At 71.9% G+C, this 20,902-nt stretch carries 19 protein-coding genes; 16 read left to right on the top strand and 3 right to left on the bottom strand.

Annotated elements, in window-relative coordinates; all coding sequences use genetic code 11:
- Positions 1-72 precede the first annotated feature (72 nt).
- From Csp2054_RS07020 to glmM, 5 genes are all read left to right on the top strand, one after another.
- Complete coding sequence (locus Csp2054_RS07020) at positions 73-2,349, top strand: acyltransferase family protein (protein ID WP_096898593.1); 2,277 nt, start codon at positions 73-75, stop codon at positions 2,347-2,349.
- Positions 2,350-2,539: 190 nt separating this feature from the next.
- On the top strand, positions 2,540-5,203 hold the full coding sequence (locus Csp2054_RS07015) for an ExeM/NucH family extracellular endonuclease (RefSeq protein WP_255252648.1): 2,664 nt from the start codon (positions 2,540-2,542) through the stop codon (positions 5,201-5,203).
- A 441-nt stretch (positions 5,204-5,644) separates the two neighbouring features.
- Positions 5,645-6,091, top strand: coding sequence for a 50S ribosomal protein L13 (rplM, locus tag Csp2054_RS07010; RefSeq protein WP_022904636.1), 447 nt, complete (start codon positions 5,645-5,647; stop codon positions 6,089-6,091).
- A gap of 36 nt (positions 6,092-6,127) precedes the next feature.
- Positions 6,128-6,613, top strand: a complete 486-nt coding sequence (rpsI, locus tag Csp2054_RS07005) for a 30S ribosomal protein S9 (protein ID WP_096898591.1) — start codon at positions 6,128-6,130, stop codon at positions 6,611-6,613.
- A gap of 23 nt (positions 6,614-6,636) precedes the next feature.
- A complete protein-coding gene (gene glmM, locus Csp2054_RS07000) occupies positions 6,637-8,013 on the top strand; it encodes a phosphoglucosamine mutase (RefSeq protein ID WP_096898590.1) in 1,377 nt (458 codons plus the stop codon).
- Positions 8,014-8,105: 92 nt separating this feature from the next.
- On the opposite strand, the gene coaA is transcribed toward glmM, so the two are convergent.
- Complete coding sequence (gene coaA / locus Csp2054_RS06995) at positions 8,106-9,050, bottom strand: type I pantothenate kinase (RefSeq protein WP_096898589.1); 945 nt, start codon at positions 9,048-9,050, stop codon at positions 8,106-8,108.
- Between the two features lie 78 nt (positions 9,051-9,128).
- Entirely contained in the window at positions 9,129-9,614 is a 486-nt protein-coding gene (locus tag Csp2054_RS06990) for a glutathione peroxidase (RefSeq protein ID WP_176491599.1), read from the bottom strand.
- 70 nt (positions 9,615-9,684) lie between these two features.
- Between Csp2054_RS06990 and glmS the strand changes: the two genes are divergently transcribed.
- The 9 genes from glmS (at position 9,685) to Csp2054_RS18370 (ending at position 17,960) form a co-directional block, all read left to right on the top strand.
- Entirely contained in the window at positions 9,685-11,532 is a 1,848-nt protein-coding gene (gene glmS / locus Csp2054_RS06985; protein WP_096898588.1) for a glutamine--fructose-6-phosphate transaminase (isomerizing), read from the top strand.
- A gap of 6 nt (positions 11,533-11,538) precedes the next feature.
- Positions 11,539-11,913, top strand: a complete 375-nt coding sequence (locus Csp2054_RS06980; RefSeq protein WP_096898587.1) for a holo-ACP synthase — start codon at positions 11,539-11,541, stop codon at positions 11,911-11,913.
- A gap of 150 nt (positions 11,914-12,063) precedes the next feature.
- Complete coding sequence (alr, locus tag Csp2054_RS06975) at positions 12,064-13,167, top strand: alanine racemase (RefSeq protein WP_096898586.1); 1,104 nt, start codon at positions 12,064-12,066, stop codon at positions 13,165-13,167.
- Entirely contained in the window at positions 13,164-14,324 is a 1,161-nt protein-coding gene (gene alr / locus Csp2054_RS06970) for an alanine racemase (RefSeq protein ID WP_176491598.1), read from the top strand. Before alr (Csp2054_RS06975) ends, alr (Csp2054_RS06970) begins: the two co-directional genes overlap by 4 nt.
- Positions 14,321-14,833 (top strand): tRNA (adenosine(37)-N6)-threonylcarbamoyltransferase complex ATPase subunit type 1 TsaE, encoded by a 513-nt coding sequence (tsaE, locus tag Csp2054_RS06965; RefSeq protein ID WP_317951580.1) that lies wholly within the window; start codon positions 14,321-14,323, stop codon positions 14,831-14,833. The genes alr (Csp2054_RS06970) and tsaE overlap by 4 nt, the downstream gene beginning before the upstream one ends.
- A gap of 35 nt (positions 14,834-14,868) precedes the next feature.
- Positions 14,869-15,495, top strand: coding sequence for a tRNA (adenosine(37)-N6)-threonylcarbamoyltransferase complex dimerization subunit type 1 TsaB (gene tsaB, locus Csp2054_RS06960; RefSeq protein ID WP_096898584.1), 627 nt, complete (start codon positions 14,869-14,871; stop codon positions 15,493-15,495).
- Positions 15,492-16,034: a ribosomal protein S18-alanine N-acetyltransferase gene (gene rimI / locus Csp2054_RS06955; protein ID WP_255252647.1), complete on the top strand. Its 543-nt coding sequence runs from the start codon at positions 15,492-15,494 to the stop codon at positions 16,032-16,034. The genes tsaB and rimI overlap by 4 nt, the downstream gene beginning before the upstream one ends.
- The gene (tsaD, locus tag Csp2054_RS06950; protein ID WP_096898583.1) at positions 16,021-17,076 is read left to right on the top strand and encodes a tRNA (adenosine(37)-N6)-threonylcarbamoyltransferase complex transferase subunit TsaD; all 1,056 of its coding nucleotides are present in this window, start codon (positions 16,021-16,023) and stop codon (positions 17,074-17,076) included. The genes rimI and tsaD overlap by 14 nt, the downstream gene beginning before the upstream one ends.
- A gap of 119 nt (positions 17,077-17,195) precedes the next feature.
- A complete protein-coding gene (locus Csp2054_RS18370) occupies positions 17,196-17,960 on the top strand; it encodes a DUF4190 domain-containing protein (protein ID WP_217990881.1) in 765 nt (254 codons plus the stop codon).
- Positions 17,961-18,021: 61 nt separating this feature from the next.
- Here Csp2054_RS18370 and Csp2054_RS06940 read toward each other — a convergent pair whose 3' ends face one another.
- Entirely contained in the window at positions 18,022-19,224 is a 1,203-nt protein-coding gene (locus Csp2054_RS06940; protein WP_096898582.1) for a class I SAM-dependent methyltransferase, read from the bottom strand.
- Between the two features lie 159 nt (positions 19,225-19,383).
- Between Csp2054_RS06940 and groES the strand changes: the two genes are divergently transcribed.
- Together groES and rarD are read left to right on the top strand one after the other, a co-directional pair.
- The gene (gene groES / locus Csp2054_RS06935) at positions 19,384-19,680 is read left to right on the top strand and encodes a co-chaperone GroES (protein ID WP_022904625.1); all 297 of its coding nucleotides are present in this window, start codon (positions 19,384-19,386) and stop codon (positions 19,678-19,680) included.
- A 210-nt stretch (positions 19,681-19,890) separates the two neighbouring features.
- Positions 19,891-20,853, top strand: a complete 963-nt coding sequence (gene rarD, locus Csp2054_RS06930) for an EamA family transporter RarD (protein WP_096898581.1) — start codon at positions 19,891-19,893, stop codon at positions 20,851-20,853.
- Positions 20,854-20,902 lie beyond the last annotated feature (49 nt).

The following is a 20,902-nucleotide window of genomic DNA, read 5'->3' as shown; positions in this document are numbered from 1 at the left end:
CCGGTGCGCGGGCGCGCCGGCGCCACTGTGGGGGCTCGGCGGACCGGCCTGGCGGTCTCGTAGACTCGTCCGGTGACTGGAACCGGGGGAGGCCACGTGCCGGCGCACCGTGCGCGCGACACCACCCGGTGGGACATCCAGGCACTGCGCGCGTTCGCGGTGCTGGCGGTCGTCGTCTACCACCTCTGGCCGCACGCGCTGCCCGGCGGGTTCGTGGGCGTCGACGTGTTCTTCGTCATCTCGGGGTACCTGATCACCGGTCACCTGCTGCGCGAGCAGCTCGCGGAGGGCCGGATCCGGCTCGGGCAGTTCTGGGCCCGCCGTGCGAAACGGCTGCTCCCGACCGCCTTCCTGACGATCGCCGCCACGGGTGCCGCCGTCGTCCTCGCCGTACCGAACACGCTGTGGACACAGTACGGCCAGGAGCTCATCGCCTCCACCGTGTACGTGCAGAACTGGGCGCTCGCCGCGAGCTCGGTCGACTACCTGTCCGCCGACGAGGCGCCGTCGCCGTTCCAGCACTTCTGGTCGCTGTCGGTCGAGGAGCAGTTCTACATCGCCCTGCCGCTGCTGCTCATCGGGGTCGCGGCCCTGGCGCGGTTCGCCGGACCGGGTCGCGGCGCCGCTGCCGGGCTGGGCGTCGGGTCCCGGCGGGGGATCGGACCGCGACGTGGCGTGGGGCCGCAGCGCGGTGTGGGGCCGCAGCGCGGTGTCGGGCCCCGGCGCGGTGCGGTGGGGACCCGGGGCGGCCGTCCGGTCGTCGCCGCCCGCGTCCTGCTCGCGGTCGTCGGCGTGGTGTCCTTCGTGTGGTGCGTCGTGCAGACCCACTCGGACGCCGGTGTCGCCTACTTCTCCACGGCCACCCGGGCGTGGGAGTTCGCGCTCGGCGGGCTCGTCGCGACCGTGTCGCTGCCGGTCGTGCGGACCGTCCGGGCCGAGGTCGTCCGGAACGTCGGCGCCGGCATCGGCGTGGTGGGGCTCGTGCTGTCGCTCGTCGTCGTGACCCCCGCGATGCCCTTCCCCGGAGCGATCGCGCTGCTCCCCGTCGCGTCCGCGGCGCTCGTCGTGCTCTTCGGCGCCGGCACCGTCGTCGAGGAGTTCGGCACGGCCCGACCCGTCGCGTTCACCGGACGGGTGTCCTACGCGCTGTACCTGTGGCACTGGCCCGCCGTCGTGATCGTCCCGCTCGTCCTCGGACGGCCGATGGACGACGGCTGGAAGGTCGTCGTGCTCGTCGGCGCGTACCTGCTGGCGACGGGGACCACCGTCTGGTTCGAGGAGCCGCTCCGGTTCTCGGCGCCGGTGCGTCGCCTCCGTCCCCGGGGCGTGGCGTACTACGGCGCGGTCGCCACCCTCGTCGTCGTGGCGCTCGGCGCGAGCACGCTGAGCGTGGTGCACACGCAGCAGGTGCAGGCGGCGGCCACGACGAAGCGAGTCGCGAAGCAGGCCGCGTCGTGCTTCGGCGCCGCCGCACGCATCGACTCGGCGGATCCCTGCGTCGACCCCCGCCTGGCGGACGTCCGGGTGCCCGCACCGGCGGCGGCGCGGGCGGACGACCCGAACCCCGGGCCGGACGAGACGGACCCGAACCGGCTGAAGTGCTGGAGCGGCGCGTTCCGCACCTGCGTCCTCGGCAAGGCCAGGGGGTACTCGGAGCGGCTCATCGTGCTCGGCGACTCGCACAGCAACAGCTTCCTCGACGCCTACGAGCAGATCGCGGACGAGCACGGGTGGCGCATCGACCTCGCCGGCATCGGTGGGTGCTACCTCACCACGGCCCAGCAGCAGGCGGTCAGTGCGTCGTCCCGGCGCGGGTGCGACCAGTGGAAGCAGCAGGCGATCGCGTACGTACGGGAGCACCGCTCGGTGGCTGACGCCCTCGTCGTCGTGCACTCGGCGACGCAGATGCCCGTCGACGCGCCAGCGGGTGCCGTCCGCGACGCCGCGACCCGCGCCGGGCTCGTGGACGCGTGGACGCAGGCCGCCGGCGACGAACTGCCGGTCATCGCGATCCGGGACAACCCGGTGCCGCGCCGGGACGTCCTGGCGTGCGTCAGCCGGATGACCGGTCCGACGGACGGGTCCTGCGACAACCCCCGCTCCGATGCGCTCGCCCAGACGGACTCCTCGCGCGAGGCCGTCGCCGCGTTCACCGCAGCTGGAGGCCGTGCCACGTCGATCGACCTCACCGACTACTACTGCACCGCCACGGTGTGCCCCGCGATCATCGGCGGGGTGCTCGTCTACCGGGACACGAGCCACGTCACGAACACCTGGGCGAAGTCGCTCGCGCCCTACCTCGGGGAGCGCATGGTGGCGGCGCTCCGGTCGTTCCGCACCGCGCGCTGACGAAGTTGCGGGACGCAATCATTCACCTGATCGAAACCTGAGGGGCTGAACAGGTCGCTAGGGTGCTGCTGGCCCCTGGACGGGGGCAGACAACCTCGAACCGAAGGTCCTCATGCTCCGATCAGACCGCCTGCCCCGGACCGGCAACCGCCCGGCCCGGACCGCAGGACGCACACTGCTGTGCACCACCGTGGCAGCGACGCTCCTCGCCGCCCCGCTCGTCTCCGTCACCGCCGCCTCCGCCGACACCGCGGGCACCGGCCTCGTCATCGAGGAGGCCTACCTCAAGGGCGGCAGCGCGAACCAGCCGTTCACGAACAAGTTCGTCGAGCTCGGGAACCCGACCGACAGCCCCGTCAATGTCGACGGGTGGTCGGTGCAGTACCGCTCGGCGACCGGCACCGGGGCACCGAGCGTCGGCAAGCTCGCCGGCACCGTCCCCGCACACGGCACGTACCTGGTGCAGATGGGCTCGAACGGGTCGAACGGCCAGGCACTCCCCGAGGCCGACGCCGTCACCGGCCTGAACCCGTCCGGCTCCACCGGCACCCTCGTGCTGTCCGACCAGGCGACCGCGCTGACGCTGCCGACCGGGTCGGTCCCGGCGGGGACGCCGGGCGTGGTCGACCTCCTCGGCTACGGCACGTCCAACACGTTCGAGACCGCGGTCGCCACGACCGGCACCGCGAACTCCGTCCCGGACGCGCTCACCCGCACGGGCACGACCGACACGGACTCGAACGCGGCGGACTTCACGCTGACGAGCACCGTCACCCCGGAGAACGCGGCCGGCGAGACGACGCAGCCGACCGACCCGACCGACCCCACGGACCCGACCGACCCCGGGACGCCCTCGACCCCGGCCGAGCAGGTCACCATCGCGCAGCTCCAGGGCACGACCGACACCTCGCCGTACGTCGGCAAGACCGTGCAGACCGACGGTGTCGTCACCGCGGTCTACGCGACCGGCGGGTTCAACGGGTACACGATCCAGACCGCCGGCACCGGCGGAGCGCTCGACCTGGCGCAGCACACGGAGTCCGACGCGGTGTTCGTGTACTCGACCGCCACCGCGGGGAAGGTCGCGATCGGTGACGTCGTCCGCCTCACCGGCACGGTCTCCGAGTACAACGGCCTGACCGAGCTCACCGTCCCGACCGCCGCGGGCCTCGAGCAGCTGCCGGAGGACGGCGTCGCGAAGCCGGTCCCGGCGACGCTCACCCTCCCGCGCACCGACGCACAGCGGGAGTCGCTCGAGAGCATGCTCATCGCGCCGCAGGGCGATTACACGGTCGCGGACAACTACACCACGAACCAGTACGGCGAGATCGTCCTGGCCGCTGGGAAGCAGCGCCTGCTCCAGCCGACCGAGGTCGCCCGTCCGGGCAGCGCCGAGGCCGCCGCGGTGACCGCGGACAACGCTGCGCGCCAGGTCACGCTCGACGACGGGGCGAGCACGAACTTCCTCAGCGCCGCGAACCAGTCGATCCCGGTGTCGTGGCTCACCCAGGGCCCGGTCACCGTCGGTGCCGCCGCGACCTTCCGCGAGCCGGTCGTCCTCGACTACCGCAACGACTCGTGGAAGTTCCAGCCGACGTCGCCGATCACCGGCGCCACGCCGGCCGCTGACCTGCCGGCGTCGTTCTCGAACGTCCGCACCACGGCACCGGAGAACGTCGGCGGCGACGTCAAGCTCGCCGGGTTCAACGTGCTCAACTACTTCCCGACCACCGGTGACCAGCTCACCGGCTGCACGTACTACACCGACCGCGACGGCGACCCCGTCACCGTCCGCGGCGGCTGCGACGCCAGAGGTGCGGCGAACGCGGACGACCTCGCCCGCCAGCAGGTGAAGATCGTCAGGGCGATCAACGCGCTCGGCGCCGACGTGGTCTCCCTCGAGGAGATCGAGAACTCGGCGCGCTTCGGCCAGGACCGCGACGCCGCCGTGGCCACCCTCGTCGCCGCCCTCAACGCTGCGACCGGCAAGGACACGTGGGCCTACGCGAAGTCCCCGTCGAAGCTCCCCGCCAGCGAGGACGTCATCCGTCTGGCCCTCATCTACAAGAAGGACCGCGTGCAGCCGGTCGGCGGATCGACGATCCTGACCGGTTCGGACGCGTTCGCGAACGCCCGGCAGCCGCTGGCGCAGGCCTTCGCGCCGGTCGTGACGAAGCCCGGCAAGGGCAAGGGCGTCGAGAAGCCGAAGCAGGCCGACACGTTCCTCGTCATCGCGAACCACTTCAAGTCGAAGGGCTCCGGTACGGGGGCGGACGCCGACCAGGGCGACGGTCAGGGTGCGTCGAACGCTTCCCGCGTGGCGCAGTCGAAGGCGCTCCTGGCCTTCTCGGCGACGATGCAGAAGACGTCGGGTACCGACAAGGTGTTCATGCTCGGTGACTTCAACGCCTACAGCCAGGAGGACCCGGTGAAGGTCCTCGACGACGCCGGCTACACCGACCTCGGCCCGGCCCAGGACCCGACCGAGTGGTCGTACGTGTACGGCGGCCTGAGCGGCTCGCTCGACCACGTGTTCGCCTCGCCGGCGGCCAAGAAGGCGGTCACGGGCGTGGACATCTGGAACATCAACTCGGTGGAGTCCGTCGGCCTGGAGTACTCGCGTCACGACTACAACGTCACGGACCTGTACCGCGACGACGTGTACCGAGCCAGTGACCACGACCCGATCCTCGTCGGCATCGACCTGCCCGGCGTCGGCACCCCGGGCGGTGGGAACCCCGGTCACGGTGGCGACCCGGGCCACGGCGGCGGCCACGGACACGGCGGTGCGGTCGCGGATGCGCTGGCGGCGCTCGCCGCGTTGATCGCGTGGTTGCGGAGCCTGTTCGGCTGATCGGCAGTGCGGTGACGGTCGGGTCCGCGGTTCGGGCCCGACCGTCGCTGCATCCGGAGCGCCACCGTGGTCGCGGCCCACTGCCGGACGGGAGGCGCGGGGCGGGACTGCGCCGCGCCTCCCGTCCGGCGCGCAGCGCGTTCCGACCCATCGCACGTGCAGTAGGAAGCCGGATCGCTCGTAGGAGGTCGGAACTTCCGGGTCACCACGAGCGGAACGGCTTCCCACGAGCGGAACGGCTTCCCACGAGCGGAACGGGTGGGAGTGCGCGCGTTCGACAACGGGGGACACGTCGGGTAGGCTCTCTCCTTGGTCTGTGCGCCACGCGCGCCGGACAGTCAGATGAGCCCTCCACCGGGCCGTTCCACGGGCGTCGTCCGCGGAACACCCACCGGAGCGGGATTCACGGACTCCTCACCTCGACACGAAAGCAGCACACCTGTGACTCGCACGTTCTCCCCGAAGCCGGCAGACGTCCAGCACGACTGGATCGTCATCGACGCGACCGACGTCGTCCTCGGCCGCCTCGCCACCCACGCGGCTGCGCTCCTGCGCGGCAAGCACAAGGCGACCTTCGCCCAGCACATGGACATGGGCGACTACGTCATCATCATCAACGCGGACAAGGTCGCCCTCACCGGCTCCAAGCTCGCCAAGAAGGTCTACTACCGTCACTCGGGCTACCCGGGCGGCCTCACGGCGACCTCGTACCCGGAGATGCTCGAGAAGCACCCGACCCGCGCCGTCGAGAAGGCGATCCGCGGCATGCTCCCGAAGAACACCCTCGGTCGCGAGCAGCTCAAGAAGCTGAAGGTCTACGCCGGCGCTGAGCACCCGCACGCCGCGCAGCAGCCCAAGGCGTACACCTTCGACCAGGTCGCGCAGTAACGACGGCCACGACGACTTCAAGGACAGAAAAGACTCATGGCACAGATCGCTGACTCCATCGACCAGACCCCGGAGAGCTTCACCACCGAGAGCGCGCCCGTCGCGACCGAGGCTGCTCCCCGCCAGATCCTCAACGTCTCGGGCGGTGCCGTCGGGCGCCGCAAGGAGGCCATCGCCCGCGTCCGCCTCGTCCCCGGTGGCGGCGCGTTCACGGTCAACGGCCGCACGCTCGAGGACTACTTCCCGAACAAGCTGCACCAGCAGCTGATCAACGACCCGTTCAAGGTGCTCGAGCTCCTCGGCGCCTACGACGTCACCGCCCGCATCACCGGTGGTGGGCCCTCGGGTCAGGCCGGTGCGCTGCGCCTCGCCATCGCGCGTGCGCTGAACGAGATCGACCGCGAGAACAACCGCCCGGCGCTCAAGAAGGCCGGCTTCCTCACCCGTGACGCCCGCGTCATCGAGCGCAAGAAGGCCGGTCTCAAGAAGGCCCGCAAGGCGTCGCAGTTCTCGAAGCGCTAGTCGCGCACCGAACCCCGATCGCAATGCCGCGTCTGTTCGGTACCGACGGTGTTCGTGGTCTCGCCAACGGCGAGCTGACGGCCGCGCTGGCTCTGGGTCTCGCCCAGGCCAGCGCGGCCGTGCTCACACACGGACACCATGCGGACGCCCGCCGGGCGTCCGGTCGACCGCGTCCCCGCGCGGTCCTGGCGCGCGACCCGCGCGTCTCCGGTGAGTTCCTCGGCGCGGCCGTCGCCGCCGGGCTCGCCTCCGCCGGTGTCGACGTGCTCGACGCCGGGGTCATCCCCACCCCCGCCGCGGCGTTCCTCGTCGCGGACATCGACGCCGACTTCGGCGTGATGATCTCCGCGTCCCACAACCCCGCGCCCGACAACGGGATCAAGTTCTTCGCCACCGGTGGCCGCAAGCTCCCGGACGAGGTCGAGGACCGCATCGAGGCCGCGATGCACGACCACTCGGCGCCCACCCCCACGGGCGGTGACGTCGGGCGGATCACCCGGTTCGCCGACGCCGAGGACCGCTACGTCGTCCACCTGCTGAGCACCCTGCCGGCCCGGTTGGACGGCCTGCACGTCGTCCTCGACTGCGCGCACGGTGCCGCCTCGGCCGTCTCGCCCGAGGTGTTCCACAACGCCGGTGCCCGGATCACCGTGATCGGTGCCGACCCCGACGGCGTGAACATCAACGACGGCGTGGGCTCGACGCACCTCGACAACCTCGCCGCGGCCGTCCTCGAACACGGTGCCGACGTCGGCATCGCGCACGACGGTGACGCCGACCGCTGCCTGGCGGTCGACGCTGCGGGCAACGTCGTCGACGGCGACCAGATCATGGCGATCCTCGCGCTCTCCCTCAAGGAGCGCGGGCACCTGGCCTCGGACACCCTCGTGGCGACGGTCATGTCGAACCTCGGGCTCATCCGTGCCATGGCCGCGAACGGCATCACCGTCGAGCAGACCGCCGTGGGCGACCGCTACGTGCTCGAGCGTATGAACGAGGGCGGCTTCTCACTCGGCGGCGAGCAGTCCGGTCACGTGATCTTCAACGAGTACGCCACCACCGGCGACGGCATCCTCACCGGGCTGCACCTCGTGTCCGAGATGGCGCGCACGGGCAAGTCCCTGGCGGAGCTCGCGGCCTGCATGACCGTCTTCCCGCAGGTGCTGCTCAACGTGCGCGGTGTCGATCGTGAGGGGCTCGGCGACCAGGGCGTGCAGGACGCCGTCGCCGCCGCCACCGCCGAGCTCGGCGACTCCGGACGGGTGCTGCTGCGGCCGTCCGGCACCGAGCCCGTCGTGCGGGTCATGGTCGAGGCGGCGTCCCAGGCGGACGCGACCCGCGTCGCCGAGTCGCTCGCCGCCGTCGTGCGCGAGCGGCTGAGGATCGAGGACGCCGCGTAGGACCGTCCCTGCCGGAACCAAGTTCCGGACACGACACCACGGAAGATCACGGTGCTGTGTCCGGAACATGGTTCCGTGGGCGCGCCCCCGCATCAGATCTTGCGGAGCAGCACCGAGTTGACCTTGTGGTTCGCGCCCTTCTTGAGCACGAGGGTCGCCCGGGAGCGCGTCGGGAGCACGTTCTCGATGAGGTTCGGCTCGTTGATCGCCCGCCACACCTCGGTCGCGGTGCGGACGGCGTCCTCGCGGGACAGCGAGGCGAAGCGGTGGAAGAACGAGTCCGGGCTGGAGAACGCCTCCTCCTGCAGGGCGAGGAACCGGTCGACGTACCAGGACTCGATGTCCTTGGTCTTGGCGTCGACGTAGATCGTGAAGTCGAACAGGTCCGACAGGGCGAGTCGTCCGTTCGTCGGGGCCGCGAGGACGTTGAGTCCCTCGACGATGAGGATGTCCGGCTGCCGGACCACCACCTCGGCGTCGGGCACGATGTCGTACACGAGGTGCGAGTAGTACGGCGCCCGGACCTCGGCTGCACCGCTCTTGACCTGGCTCACGAACCGCAGCAGGCTCCGGCGGTCGTACGACTCCGGGAAGCCCTTGCGGTCCATGATCCCGCGGCGTTCGAGTTCGGCGTTGGGGTAGAGGAACCCGTCGGTGGTCACGAGTTCGACCCGCGGTGTGTCCGGCCAGCGCTTCGTCAGCTCACGCAGCAGTCGGGCGACGGTCGACTTGCCGACCGCGACGGACCCGGCGACGCCGATGACGAACGGCGTCCGGCTCGCGCGCTCCCCGAGGAAGGCGGAGGTCGACGCGTGCAGGTTTCGAGCGCCGGCCGCGTACAGGGTCAGCAGCCGGGACAGCGGCAGGTAGACCTCCTGCACCTCCCGCATGTCGAGCCGGTCGCCGAGTCCGCGCAGCTGCACGATCTCGGTCTCGGTGAGCGACAGGTGCTCCTTCGGTGCGAGCTGCGCCCACTCGTCGCGGGGGATCTCCACGAAGGGGGTCGGGTGCGCGACGGTGGTGTCCGTGATCGGCATGGGGACGAGCGTACAGACGGGAGGCCCTGATCACGTGAGCCGACCGGCTCACGTGCACCGCGCCTCCCGTCGGCACCGTCAGGCGGGCAGGGCCGCCTCGATGGCGGCGACGACCTCGGGGGCGTCGGGCTTCGTCGTCGGGCGGAACCGCGTGACCGTACCGTCAGGAGCGACGAGGAACTTCTCGAAGTTCCAGCTGACCCGGCCGGCCTTGCCCGCGCTGTCCGGGGTCTCCTTGAGTGCCTGGTAGAGCGGGTGGGCGCCCTTGCCGTTGACCTTGACCTTCTCGGACATCGGGAACGTCACGCCCCAGGTCGTCGAGCAGTACTCCTCGATCGCCTCGGACGAGCCGAGCTCCTGGAGGAACTGGTTGCTCGGGAAGCCGAGGACCGTGAAGCCGCGCGGGCCGTACCGCTTCTGCAGGGCTTCGAGCTGCTCGTACTGCGGCGCGAGGCCGCACCGCGAGGCGACGTTCACCACGAGCACGGCCTTGTCCGAGAACGCCCCGAACGTGGTGTGCTCCCCGTGCAACGTGGTGATCTCGATGTCGTCGAACCGGCCCATGTCCAGAACGTTATCCCCAGCCCTGGGACTTCGCAGGGTCGTCGTCCAGCCAGACCCTAGGATCGTTCCCATGTGTGGAATCGTCGGCTACGTCGGCAGCAACAGCAGCCAGGACGTCCTCCTCGGGGGCCTCCGTCGTCTCGAGTACCGCGGCTACGACTCGGCGGGCATCGCCGTGGTCGACGGCTCGCACGAACTCGCCTCGGCGAAGAAGGCCGGCAAGCTCCAGGCGCTCGTCGACGAGCTCGACGCCAACCCCATCGCGGACGGCAGCACCGGCATCGGCCACACCCGCTGGGCGACGCACGGCGGACCGACCGACGGCAACGCCCACCCGCACCTGGCGGACGACGGCAAGCTGGCGCTCATCCACAACGGCATCATCGAGAACTTCGCCCCGCTCAAGGACGAGCTGCTCGCCCAGGGCGTGACGTTCCACAGCGAGACCGACTCCGAGGTCGCCGCGCACCTCGTCGCGGCGGCGTTCCGCGAGACCGGCGACCTGACAGCGGCGATGCAGCGGGTGGTGCAGCGGCTCGAGGGTGCCTTCACGCTCCTGGTCGTCCACGCCGACCAGCCGGGCGTCGTGGTCGGTGCCCGTCGCAACTCGCCGCTCGTGGTCGGCCTCGGTGACGGCGAGAACTTCATGGGCTCCGACGTCGCGGCGTTCGTGGCCTACACGCAGCGGGCGCTCGCGATCGGCCAGGACGAGATCGCCACGATCCGCCCGGACGGGGTCGACGTCATCCACTTCGACGGCACCCCGGCGACGCCGAGTGAGTTCGAGGTCAACTGGGACGCCTCCGCGGCCGACAAGGGCGGCTGGTCGTCGTTCATGGCGAAGGAGATCAGCGAGGAGCCCGAGGCCGTCGCGAAGACCGTCCTCGGCCGGGTGCACGACGGCGCGGTCACGCTGACCGACCTCGACCCGATCGCGGACCGGCTGCAGCGGGTCGAGCGGATCATCGTCATCGCCTGCGGTACCGCCGCGTACGCCGGACTCCTCGGCAAGTACGCCATCGAGCAGTGGGCACGCGTCCCCGTCGAGGTCGAGCTCGCGCACGAGTTCCGGTACCGCGACCCGGTGCTCGACGACCGCACGCTCGTGGTCTCGATCAGCCAGTCCGGCGAGACCATGGACACGCTCATGGCCGTCAAGTACGCGCGCGAGCAGGGAGCCCAGGTGCTCTCGATCTGCAACACGCAGGGCGCGACGATCCCGCGCGAGTCCGACGCCGTGATCTACACGCACGCCGGCCCCGAGGTCGCGGTCGCCTCCACGAAGGCGTTCATCGCGCAGGGCGTGGCGCTGTACCTGCTCGGCCTGCACCTGGCGACGCTGCGCGGCACGCTCACCGCGGAGGAGATCGCCGAGCACGTCGCCGAGCTCGAGGGTCTGGCGCCGAAGCTGCAGCAGACCATCGAGGACGCCGCGGGCATCAAGGACCTCGCCCGTTGGATGGCCGACTCCCGCAGCGTGCTGTTCCTCGGCCGTCACGTCGGGTACCCGATCGCGCTCGAGGGCGCGCTCAAGCTCAAGGAGCTCGCGTACATCCACGCCGAGGGCTTCGCGGCGGGCGAGCTCAAGCACGGTCCGATCGCGCTCATCGAGCCGGGCCAGATCGTCTTCGTGATCGTGCCGTCGCCGCGCGACAGCCGGTCGCTGCACCCGAAGGTCGTGTCGAACATCCAGGAGATCCGCGCCCGCGGCGCCCGGGTGATCGCCATCGCCGAAGAGGGCGACGCGGCCGTGCTGCCGTTCGCCGACGAGGTCCTGCGCATCCCGCTCGCGAAGCCGCTGTTCGAGCCGCTCCTCGCCGTGGCGCCGCTGCACATGTTCGGCATGGAGCTCGCCGCCGCGAAGGGCCTCGACGTCGACCAGCCGCGCAACCTCGCGAAGTCGGTCACCGTCGAGTAGTCGCTCGTGATCATCGGCATCGGCGTCGACGTGGTCGACCTGGAGCGGTTCCGGGGTGTGCTCGATCGCACCCCGGCGCTCCGGACGCGCCTGTTCACGCCGGCCGAGTTGCTCCGCGACGGAGAACCGCGTCCGATCGCGTCGCTCGCGGCCCGGTTCGCGGCGAAGGAGGCGCTGATCAAGGCCTTCGGGACGAGCGCCGGGCTGAGCTGGCAGGAGCTCGAGGTCGTCGCGGACGACCAGCGGAACCCGTCGCTGACCCTGCACGAGGGCGCACGGCGGGTCGCGGACCAGCGCGGCGTGACGGGCGTGCACCTGTCGCTGTCGCACGATGGAGGGATCGCGACGGCGTTCGTGATCATCGAAGGGAAGCCGGATTGACCAGCCACTTGCTCGAGCCGCGCCGATCGGCGCGGCTGCACCCGTGCCTCCAGGCCGGAGGCGGTGACGCGCGGTGAGCGCGTTCACCGGCGTCACGGTCGATCGCCAGGGGTGGACTCTGCCGCTGATCGCCGGAGGCGGTGACGCGCGGTGAGCGCGTTCACCGGCATCACGGTCGACCGGGAGGCCCTGATCGCCAACTACGCGACGGTCGCCGAACAGGTGGCTCCGTCCGGCGTGATCGCGGTCGTCAAGGCGAACGGGTACGGGCACGGCGCAGCGGACGCCGCGCGGGCGTTCGTCGACGCGGGCGCGGAGTGGCTCGGCGTGGCGGACATCGATGAGGGCATCGCCCTCCGCCAGGCCGGCATCGACGAGGGCGTCCGCATCCTCGCCTGGCTGCACGCACCCGACGAGGACTTCCGCCGCGCGGCGCAGTTCGACATCACGCCCGCCGTCTCCAGCGTCTCGCAGCTCGCCGCGGCGGCCGACTCCGAGGTGCCCGCCGTGCACGTCTGCGTCGACACCGGGCTGAGCCGGAACGGTGCCGTCGAGTCCGAGTGGGCGGAACTGTTCGAGACCGCGGGGCGCATCGCGCGTCAGGGCTCGCGGACGCGCGTCGAGGGCCTCATGTCACACCTGTCGAACGCGTCACGAGCCGACGACCTCGACCAGGACGCGGCGCTGCAGCGCGCCCTCGACGGCCTCGCGGCGAACGGTGTCGTGCCCGATGTGGTGCACCTGGCGGCGAGTGCGGCCAGCATCGCCGTCCCCGAGACCCGGCACGACCTCACGCGGGTCGGACTCGCGCTCTACGGGCTCAGCCCGTTCCCGGACCGCACCTCGGCCGACCTCGGTCTCCGTCCCGCGATGCGCGTCACGGCGGCCGTCCTGCGCACCGTCCCGGTCCGGGCCGGTGAGGGCGCCAGCTACGGCTTCACCTGGCGGGCCGAGCACGACACCCGACTCGCCGTGATCGGTCTCGGCTACGCCGACGGGTTCGACCGGGCGCTCGGCAACCACGTGTCGGTGCGGATCGGCGATGCCCGCTACCCCGTGGTGGGCCGGGTGGCGATGAACGCGATGCACATCGACATCGGGGACGCCGACGTGCGGGTCGGCGACGAGGTCGTGCTGTGGGGCGACCCGGCGTACGGCGACCCCGCGGTCGAGGAGTGGGCCGACGCGATCGGCACGATCAACTACGAGGTCGTCGCCCGCATCGGCCGCAGCGTCGAACGGAGGACCACGTGAGCGCCTCACTGCGACAGGCGTCGATCGACCTGGATGCGTACCGGGCGAACCTCGACCTCGTCCGCGAGTGGATGGAACCCGTCGAGCTCATGGCGATCATGAAGGCCGACGCCTACGGCCACGGCCTCGAGCCGATCGCGCTCGCCGCGGTGGACGCCGGCGTGCGGTGGATCGGCGTGCTGACCGTCCCGGCCGCCCTCCGTCTGCGCGCCATCGGGGTCGACGAGGACGTCCGCGTGTTCACGTGGCAGCACGCCCCGGACCTCGACTTCCGCGACGCGATCGACTCCGCGATCGACCTCGGGGTCTCGAACGTGCCCGAGCTGCAGCGAGTCGTCGACGCGGTCGACCACCGACCCGCGCGGGTGCACCTCGGTTTCGACTCCGGCCTCCACCGCGACGGCGCGACGCCGGAGGACTGGCCCGCCCTCGTCGCCGCCGCGCTCGACGCCCAGCGTGCCGGCCGGATCGAGGTCGTCGCCGCGTACACGCACCTCGCCGAGTCCTCGGACGACGAGGACACCGCGTCCGTCGCGGCGTTCGACGACGCCGTCGAGCAGGCCGAGGACGCCGGACTGGACATCCCGGTGCGCCACGTCGCAGCCTCGCTCGCGGGTCTGGAGCGCAAGGAGTTCCGCAAGGACATGGTCAGGATGGGCGCGAACCTGTTCGGCATCCCGGGTGCCGACGGCGTCTCGGCCGCCGACCTCGGTCTGGAAGCCGTGATGACGCTGCGCGCCTCGGTCGCGAAGACGAAGCGGGTGCCGGTCGACACGGGCGTCTCCTACGACTACACCTACCGGACGACCGCCGAGACGACCCTCGCGCTCGTCCCGGTCGGGTACGCGGACGGTGTGCCGCGCCTGGCGCAGGGACGGGTGCAGGTCGCGATCAACGGGAAGCGGTACCCGATCGCGGGCCGGGTCGCGATGGACCAGTTCCTCGTGGACGTCGGCGACGACGACGTCCGGGTCGGCGACGCGGTCACGCTGTTCGGCACGGGGGAGCACGGCGAGATGACGGTGCTCGAGTGGGGTGCTGCGCTCGACACCATCGGCGAGGAGATCGTCTGCCGCATCGGCGAGCGGGTGCCCCGCGTGTACGAGGGGCACGAGGCCGAGGGGCACGTCGCCGAGTACCTCCGGGGCGAGCGGTGACCGAGCCGCGCGTCCTGCTCGACACGACCGTCTCCACGACGGAGGAGATGGGACGGCTCGGAGCCCGGCTGGCCGCGGTGTTGCGGGCGGGGGACCTCGTCGTGCTCACCGGGCCGCTCGGTGCCGGCAAGACGACGCTCACCCGAGGGCTCGGCGCCGCACTCGGTGCCCGGGGGCAGGTCTCCAGCCCGACCTTCGTGCTCGCCCGGACGCACCCGACGACGAGCGGCCCGGACCTCGTGCACGTCGACGCCTACCGCCTGTCGGATCCGCTGGAGCTCGACGACCTCGACCTCGACTGGGACGGCTCGATCGTCGTGGTGGAGTGGGGGCGCGGCTTCATCGACGGCATCTCCGACGACGTGCTCGACGTCGAGATCGTCCGGGCGACCGGCGGTGCCGGCGAACCCGGCGGCGACGAGGACGTGGACCCGGACGACGTGCCCGACGAACCCCGACGGGTGATCGTCACCGCGACCGGCTCCCGCTGGGACGGCGTCCGGCTCTGAGCGCTCGCCACCTCCGCGCCGCCTACGATGGTCTGGTGCTGCTCGCGATCGACACCTCCGCCGGGACGTCCGTCGCCCTCGTCGACCCCGCCTCCGGCCGGGCGCTGGCTGAGCGCACCACCGACGACTCCCGTCGCCACGCCGAGGTCATCGGCCCGTTCCTCGCCGAGGTCCTCGCCGAGGCCGGTGCCACCCGCGCACAGGTCAGCGGCGTGGTGGCAGGCATGGGCCCCGGCCCCTTCACCGGCCTGCGCGTCGGCATCGCCGCAGCCCGCACCTTCGCCGCCGCCCGCGGCATCCCCTTCCTCCCGCTGGTCAGCCACGACGCCGTCGCGGCGGACCAGCCGCAGGCCGGTCCGTTCGTCGTGCTGACGGACGCCCGCCGCCGCGAGGTCTACTGGTCCGCGTACGACGCGGACCGCGTCCGCGTCGCCGGCCCGGGACTCGCCAAGCCGGCGGACCTGGACGAGGCGATCCGCGCCTCCCGTCCGGAAGCGGCCGCCTGGGAGCGGGTCACCGCCGTCGCGATCCCGGCCTGGAGGCTCGGTGCGCTCGCCGCGGACCGGCTCGCCTCCGGCGCGCCCTTCGCCGACGACACCCCGCTCTACCTGCGCGACCCCGACGTCACGATGCCGGGAGCCCCGAAGCGGGTCGTCCGGTGACGGCCCTCCCCGACGGGCTGCGGCTCCGGCCGGCCCACCCGCAGGACCTCGACGACATCATGTGGCTCGAGCACGTGTCGTTCCCGACGGACGCGTGGTCCGCGTCGCAGATGTCCGGCGAGCTCTACTCGCCGCACGGGTACTACGTCGTGGTGGAGACCGTCGCCGAGGGGCAGGCGCCGACCGTCGTCGGGTACGCCGGGCTCTCATCGCTCGCGGGCAACCCCGTCGCCGACGTGCAGACCATCGCCGTCGCCGCCGAGCAGCGCGGTCGGGGCGTGGGCAAGGCGCTGTTCACCGAGCTCCTCGACGAGGCCCGGCGGCGCGGGGTTCACGAGGTGTTCCTCGAGGTGCGCGCCGACAACCCGGTCGCGCAGGCGATGTACACGACGTTCGGCTTCGAGCACATCGCGACGCGGCCCCGCTACTACCAACCGGACGGCGTCGACGCGTGGGTGATGCGCGCGGAGCTGCCGGCGGCGACCGGCTCGGGTCCCGTCGGGCCCATCGGACAGGAGGCGCTCGATGAGCACCGCTGAACCCCTCGTGCTCGGCATCGAGACCAGCTGCGACGAGACGGGGGTGGGCATCGTCCGCGGGACCACCCTGCTCGCGAACGTCATCGCGTCGAGCATGGAGGAACACGCGCGCTACGGCGGTGTCGTGCCCGAGGTCGCCGCCCGTGCGCACCTGGAGGCCATGACCCCCACGCTGCGCGAAGCACTCGACCGGGCCGGCGTCACCCTCGACGAGCTCGACGCCGTCGCGGTCACCGCGGGGCCGGGGCTCGCCGGAGCGCTCATGGTGGGTGTCGGTGCGGCGAAGGCGCTCGCGGTGGCGACGGGCAAGCCGCTGTACGGCGTGAACCACCTCGTCGGGCACGTCGGCGCCGACGTCCTGCGGTCGGACGGTTCCGAGATCGAGCTGCCGACCGTGGCGCTGCTCGTCTCGGGCGGGCACACGTCGCTGCTGCTCGTGCGCGACCTGGTCGGCGACGTGGAGCTCCTCGGTGAGACCATCGACGACGCCGCCGGCGAGGCGTTCGACAAGGTCGCACGGCTGCTCGGACTGCCGTACCCGGGCGGCCCGCAGATCGACAGGGCGGCCGCTGACGGGGACCCGACGGCGATCCGGTTCCCCCGCGGTCTGACGCTGCCGAAGGACATGGCGGCGCACCGGTACGACTTCTCGTTCTCCGGCCTGAAGACCGCGGTCGCGCGCTGGGTCGAGAAGTGCCGCGACGAGGGACGTGAGGTCCCCGTGGCCGACGTCGCCGCGTCGTTCCGCGAGGCCGTCGTGGACGTGCTCCTGACCAAGGCGCTGAACGCCTGCCGCGACACCGGCGTGGACCGGCTCCTGCTCGGCGGCGGTGTCGTGGCGAACGCGCGGCTCCGAGCGGTGGCGACCGAGCGGTGCGCGGCGGCCGGTGTGGCGCTGCGCATCCCGCCGTTCGACCTCTGCACCGACAACGGCGCGATGATCGCCGCGGTCGGGGCGCGGCTGGTCGCCGAGGGACATGCGCCGAGCGACCTCGGCATCGCCGCCGACTCGACGCTTCCGGTGACGACCGTCCAGGTCTGAGCCGGGCGGACACCTCCGAGTACACCACCTGCCCCCGGACTGGGTCTCCGGACGCCGTCGGACCGGCGTGGGAGGATTCACAGGACGTCGCCGACCCGGCGTCGAGGAGGGTGGACACCGTGTCCGATCAGAACGAGTGGCCGAAGCCCGGTCAGCCGAACGACCCGCACGGTGACGCCGCGCCGACGTCGCACGAGGGCACGCACGCGTCCGGGTCGACCGAGCACGAGCCCGGGGTCGCGCCGAGTGCCCCGCAGCCGCCGAGTGCTCCGCAGGCACCGCACAACCCGTACGCCGCTCCCGGTCAGCAGCCGGGCTCGTCGAACCCGTACGCGACCCCCGGGCAGCAGCCGGGGCAGTCGAACCCGTACGGCCAGCAGGCCCAGTACGGCCAGCAGGCACAGTACGGCCAGCAGAGCCAGTACGGTCAGCAGAACCCCTACGGCCAGCAGGCCCAGTACGGTCAGCAGGCCCAGTACGGTCAGCAGAACCCGTACAGCGCGCCGCAGAACCCCTACGCCGCGTCGTCCCAGGCGTACGGCGGCCCCTACGCCACCGGCTACCAGCCCTACGCCCAGCGCCCGAAGACGAACACCCTCGCGATCCTGTCGATCGTGTTCGCGTTCGCGGGCATCATCGTGTGGCCGATCATCATCCTGTCGAGCCCGGCCGGAGCGATCATGGGCCACATCGCCCTCGGCAAGATCAAGCAGACCGGCGAGGGCGGCCGCGGCCTGGCGCTCGCCGGGATCATCGGTGGGTGGATCATGACCGCCCTGTACATCCTCGGCGTCGTGCTCTTCTTCGTCCTCATCGGCATCGCACGCTCGGACGGGTACGGCGGCTACGACGACTACGGGACCTCGGGCGCCTTCATCCTCTGACCGCTCGCGGCCCACAGCGCACGGCGGCGGGTGCCCGGACGGGCGCTCGCCGCCGTCGTCGTCAGCCGGCCACGTCCGCGAGCCGATCGCACAGGATCGCGGTGTGTCGTCCCTCCAGGCGGGTGAGCACGAGCGTGACCGCACGCCGGCCCCGCAGCCGCAACCGCTTCCGGAACTGCGCCGGGTCGACGTCGACCCCGCGCTTCTTGATCTCGACCGTCCCGACGTCCTCCGCCGCGAGCCGTGCCGCGAGCTGCTTGACGTCGAGCGGCATCGTGTCGAGGACCCGGAACCCCTGCGCGAACGGCGTCGTCACGGCGCGGTCCGACGTGACGTAGGCGATGCCGTCGGAGAGCATCCTGCCGTCGAGCGACCTCGCGAGGTCCCCGATGAGCCGGGCGCGGATGACGGCGCCGTCGGGTTCGTAGAGGTACGTGCCGAGGGTCCCGACCGAGACGTCCGGGGCGTCCGCGGCCGCGGTCAGCTCCGCGACGCCGTGGACCCCGACGACGGTCGCAGCCCGGAAGATCCCGGGACGTGCGAGGGGGCCGAACCACAGGGCGAGCTCGACGACCTCGCGGTCGACGGAGACCCACTGCGCCTCGGCCGTGTCGGGGATCAGGTCGCGGTCGATGCCCGGGCCGAGCTTCACGCCGGTGGGCTTCGTGGTGGCCGCAGCGAACACCGTGTCGAGCGACGGCGACCAGTCGTCCGGGTCGGCCAGCCGACGGGTGTGCCCGTGTCCGGCGGTGCGGCGTGCCGGGTCCATCCAGACACCGTCCACCCGCCCGAGGTCGAACGCGGCGGCGTCGCCGAGCTCCACCCGGGCGGAGTCCCACGGCGCCAGGTTGTGCGTCGCGACCGCCGCCGTGACCTCGTCGCGGTCGACGGCGGTGACGTCGAGGTCGAGCGCGGCCATCGCCATCGCGTCGCCCCCGATGCCGCAGCCGAGGTCGGCGACCCGCGTGAGCCCGGCGGCGGCGAAGCGACCGGCGTGCTGCGCGGCGACCTGGAGCCGGGTGGCCTGTTCGAGCCCCGCCTCGGTGAACAGCATGCGCGAGGCGAACGGTCCGAACTTGCCGGCAGCCTTCTGGCGGAGCTTCGCCTGGGTGAGGACGGCGGCGACGAGCCCGGGGTCGTGGCCCTCGTTCCGCAGCCGGGAGACCACGCGGACGATCTCGCCACCGTCGGAGACGCTCGGAGTACGGTCGAGCAGGGCCATCCCCTCGGGGGTGAGCAGCTGGGCGAGTTCGGCGGCGTCCATCCTCCGATCCTCCCAGGTGCGGCACCGAGTCCACCGCGCTGGCACTCGGATTGACCGAGTGCCAGCGACCCCCTAGAGTTGGCGTTGGCACTCTCCTGTGCGTAGTGCCAACCCGGTTCCCATCTGTACCGAGTCAGTACCGAGAAAGAAGAGGTCACCGTGGCCGTCAGCATCAAGCCGCTCGAGGATCGCATCGTCATCCGCCAGGTCGAGGCGGAGCAGACCACTGCTTCTGGTCTGGTCATCCCGGACACCGCCAAGGAGAAGCCCCAGGAGGGCGAGGTCGTGGCCGTGGGCCCGGGCCGTGTCGACGACAACGGCAACCGCATCCCGCTGGACATCGCCGTCGGCGACAAGGTCATCTACTCGAAGTACGGCGGCACCGAGGTCAAGTACTCGGGCGAGGACCTGCTGGTCCTCTCGGCCCGCGACGTCCTCGCGGTCGTCGTGCGCTGAGCCCAGCCCACACCTCGAACGCCCCGTCGGCCAGCTGGTCGGCGGGGCGTCCGTGCGTCCGGCACCCGTCCGGCAGGTGGTCTCTGCGCGTTCCGGCCTGGGCCCACGTCGCCGGTTCCGACGCGACGCGCCAGCGGCGTGGCGGTCGTGCCGACGGGGAGCGGCACGGTGCCGGTCGGCAGCGTCGGTCCGGCTTCCTAGGATGGTTCCGTGAATGAACCGACGACCACGCGACCCGCCCGCAGCGAGGCATCCGTCGGTGTCGTCCAGGCGATCGTCGCGTACGGGCTGTGGGGACTCATGCCGCTGCTCTTCGCGGCGATGTCCCCGGCCGGCGCGTTCGAGATCGTCGCCTGGCGGATCGTCTTCGGGCTGGTGTTCTGCGCGGTCGCGATCGCCGTCACCCGCTCGTGGCTGCGCACCCGCTCCCTGATCGCGCAGCGCCGCGTGATGCTCGTGATGGGACTCGCCGCGGTCCTCATCCTCGTGAACTGGACCGTGTACGTCGCGGCGACGACGACGGGGCACACGGTCGAGGCCGCGCTCGGGTACTTCATCAACCCGCTCGTCACGATCGCCCTCGGCGTCGTCGTGCTCCGTGAGCGGCTCCGTCCGGCGCAGTGGGCGGCCGTCGGCATCAGCGTCGTCGCGGTCGTCGTGATCGCGGTCGGGTACGGGCAGATGCCGTGGATCTCCCTCGCGCTGGCGTTCTCGTTCGGGTTGTACGGGCTCGTGAAGAAGCGGGTCGGCGGGACGGTCGACGCCCTGAGCGGCCTGACGATCGAGACCGTGTGGCTGCTGCCGCTCGCCGTGGTCGCGCTCGTCGTGATGGGGGCGACGGGCCTCGGCGGCGGGGTGACGTTCACGAGCGAGGGGTGGGTGCACGTCCTCGTGACGGTGCTGACCGGGCCGGCGACCGCGGTGCCGCTGCTGTTGTTCGCGTCCTCCGCCCGCCGGGTCAGCCTGTCGACCCTCGGGCTGACGCAGTACCTCGCGCCGGTGATGCAGCTGCTCGTCGGGGTGGTCGTGCAGCGTGAGCCGATGCCGCCCGAGCGGTGGGCGGGCTTCGCGATCGTCTGGCTCGCGCTCGTGATCCTGACGGTGGACAGCTTCGCCGCCGCGCGGGCTGCGCGCCGTGGTGCCCGACCCGCACCGGTGGCCGACCCGGCCTGACCCGCCGGGCGCGAGCCGCGCCTCCCGTCCGGCCGGGGCGGCGGACCAG

It is taken from the genome of Curtobacterium sp. 'Ferrero', from assembly GCF_002412165.1.
Taxonomy (GTDB): Bacteria; Actinomycetota; Actinomycetes; order Actinomycetales; family Microbacteriaceae; genus Curtobacterium.
This window is presented reverse-complemented; position numbering and strand designations above follow the sequence as displayed.

Coding starts and splice junctions, on each gene's coding strand:
- rpsI (WP_096898591.1), top strand. CDS start 6,128: ATGGCACAGATCGCTGACTCCATCGACCAGACCCCGGAGAGCTTCACC.
- glmM (WP_096898590.1), top strand. CDS start 6,637: ATGCCGCGTCTGTTCGGTACCGACGGTGTTCGTGGTCTCGCCAACGGC.
- coaA (WP_096898589.1), bottom strand. CDS start 9,050: ATGCCGATCACGGACACCACCGTCGCGCACCCGACCCCCTTCGTGGAG.
- Csp2054_RS06990 (WP_176491599.1), bottom strand. CDS start 9,614: ATGGGCCGGTTCGACGACATCGAGATCACCACGTTGCACGGGGAGCAC.
- glmS (WP_096898588.1), top strand. CDS start 9,685: ATGTGTGGAATCGTCGGCTACGTCGGCAGCAACAGCAGCCAGGACGTC.
- tsaD (WP_096898583.1), top strand. CDS start 16,021: ATGAGCACCGCTGAACCCCTCGTGCTCGGCATCGAGACCAGCTGCGAC.
- Csp2054_RS06940 (WP_096898582.1), bottom strand. CDS start 19,224: ATGGACGCCGCCGAACTCGCCCAGCTGCTCACCCCCGAGGGGATGGCC.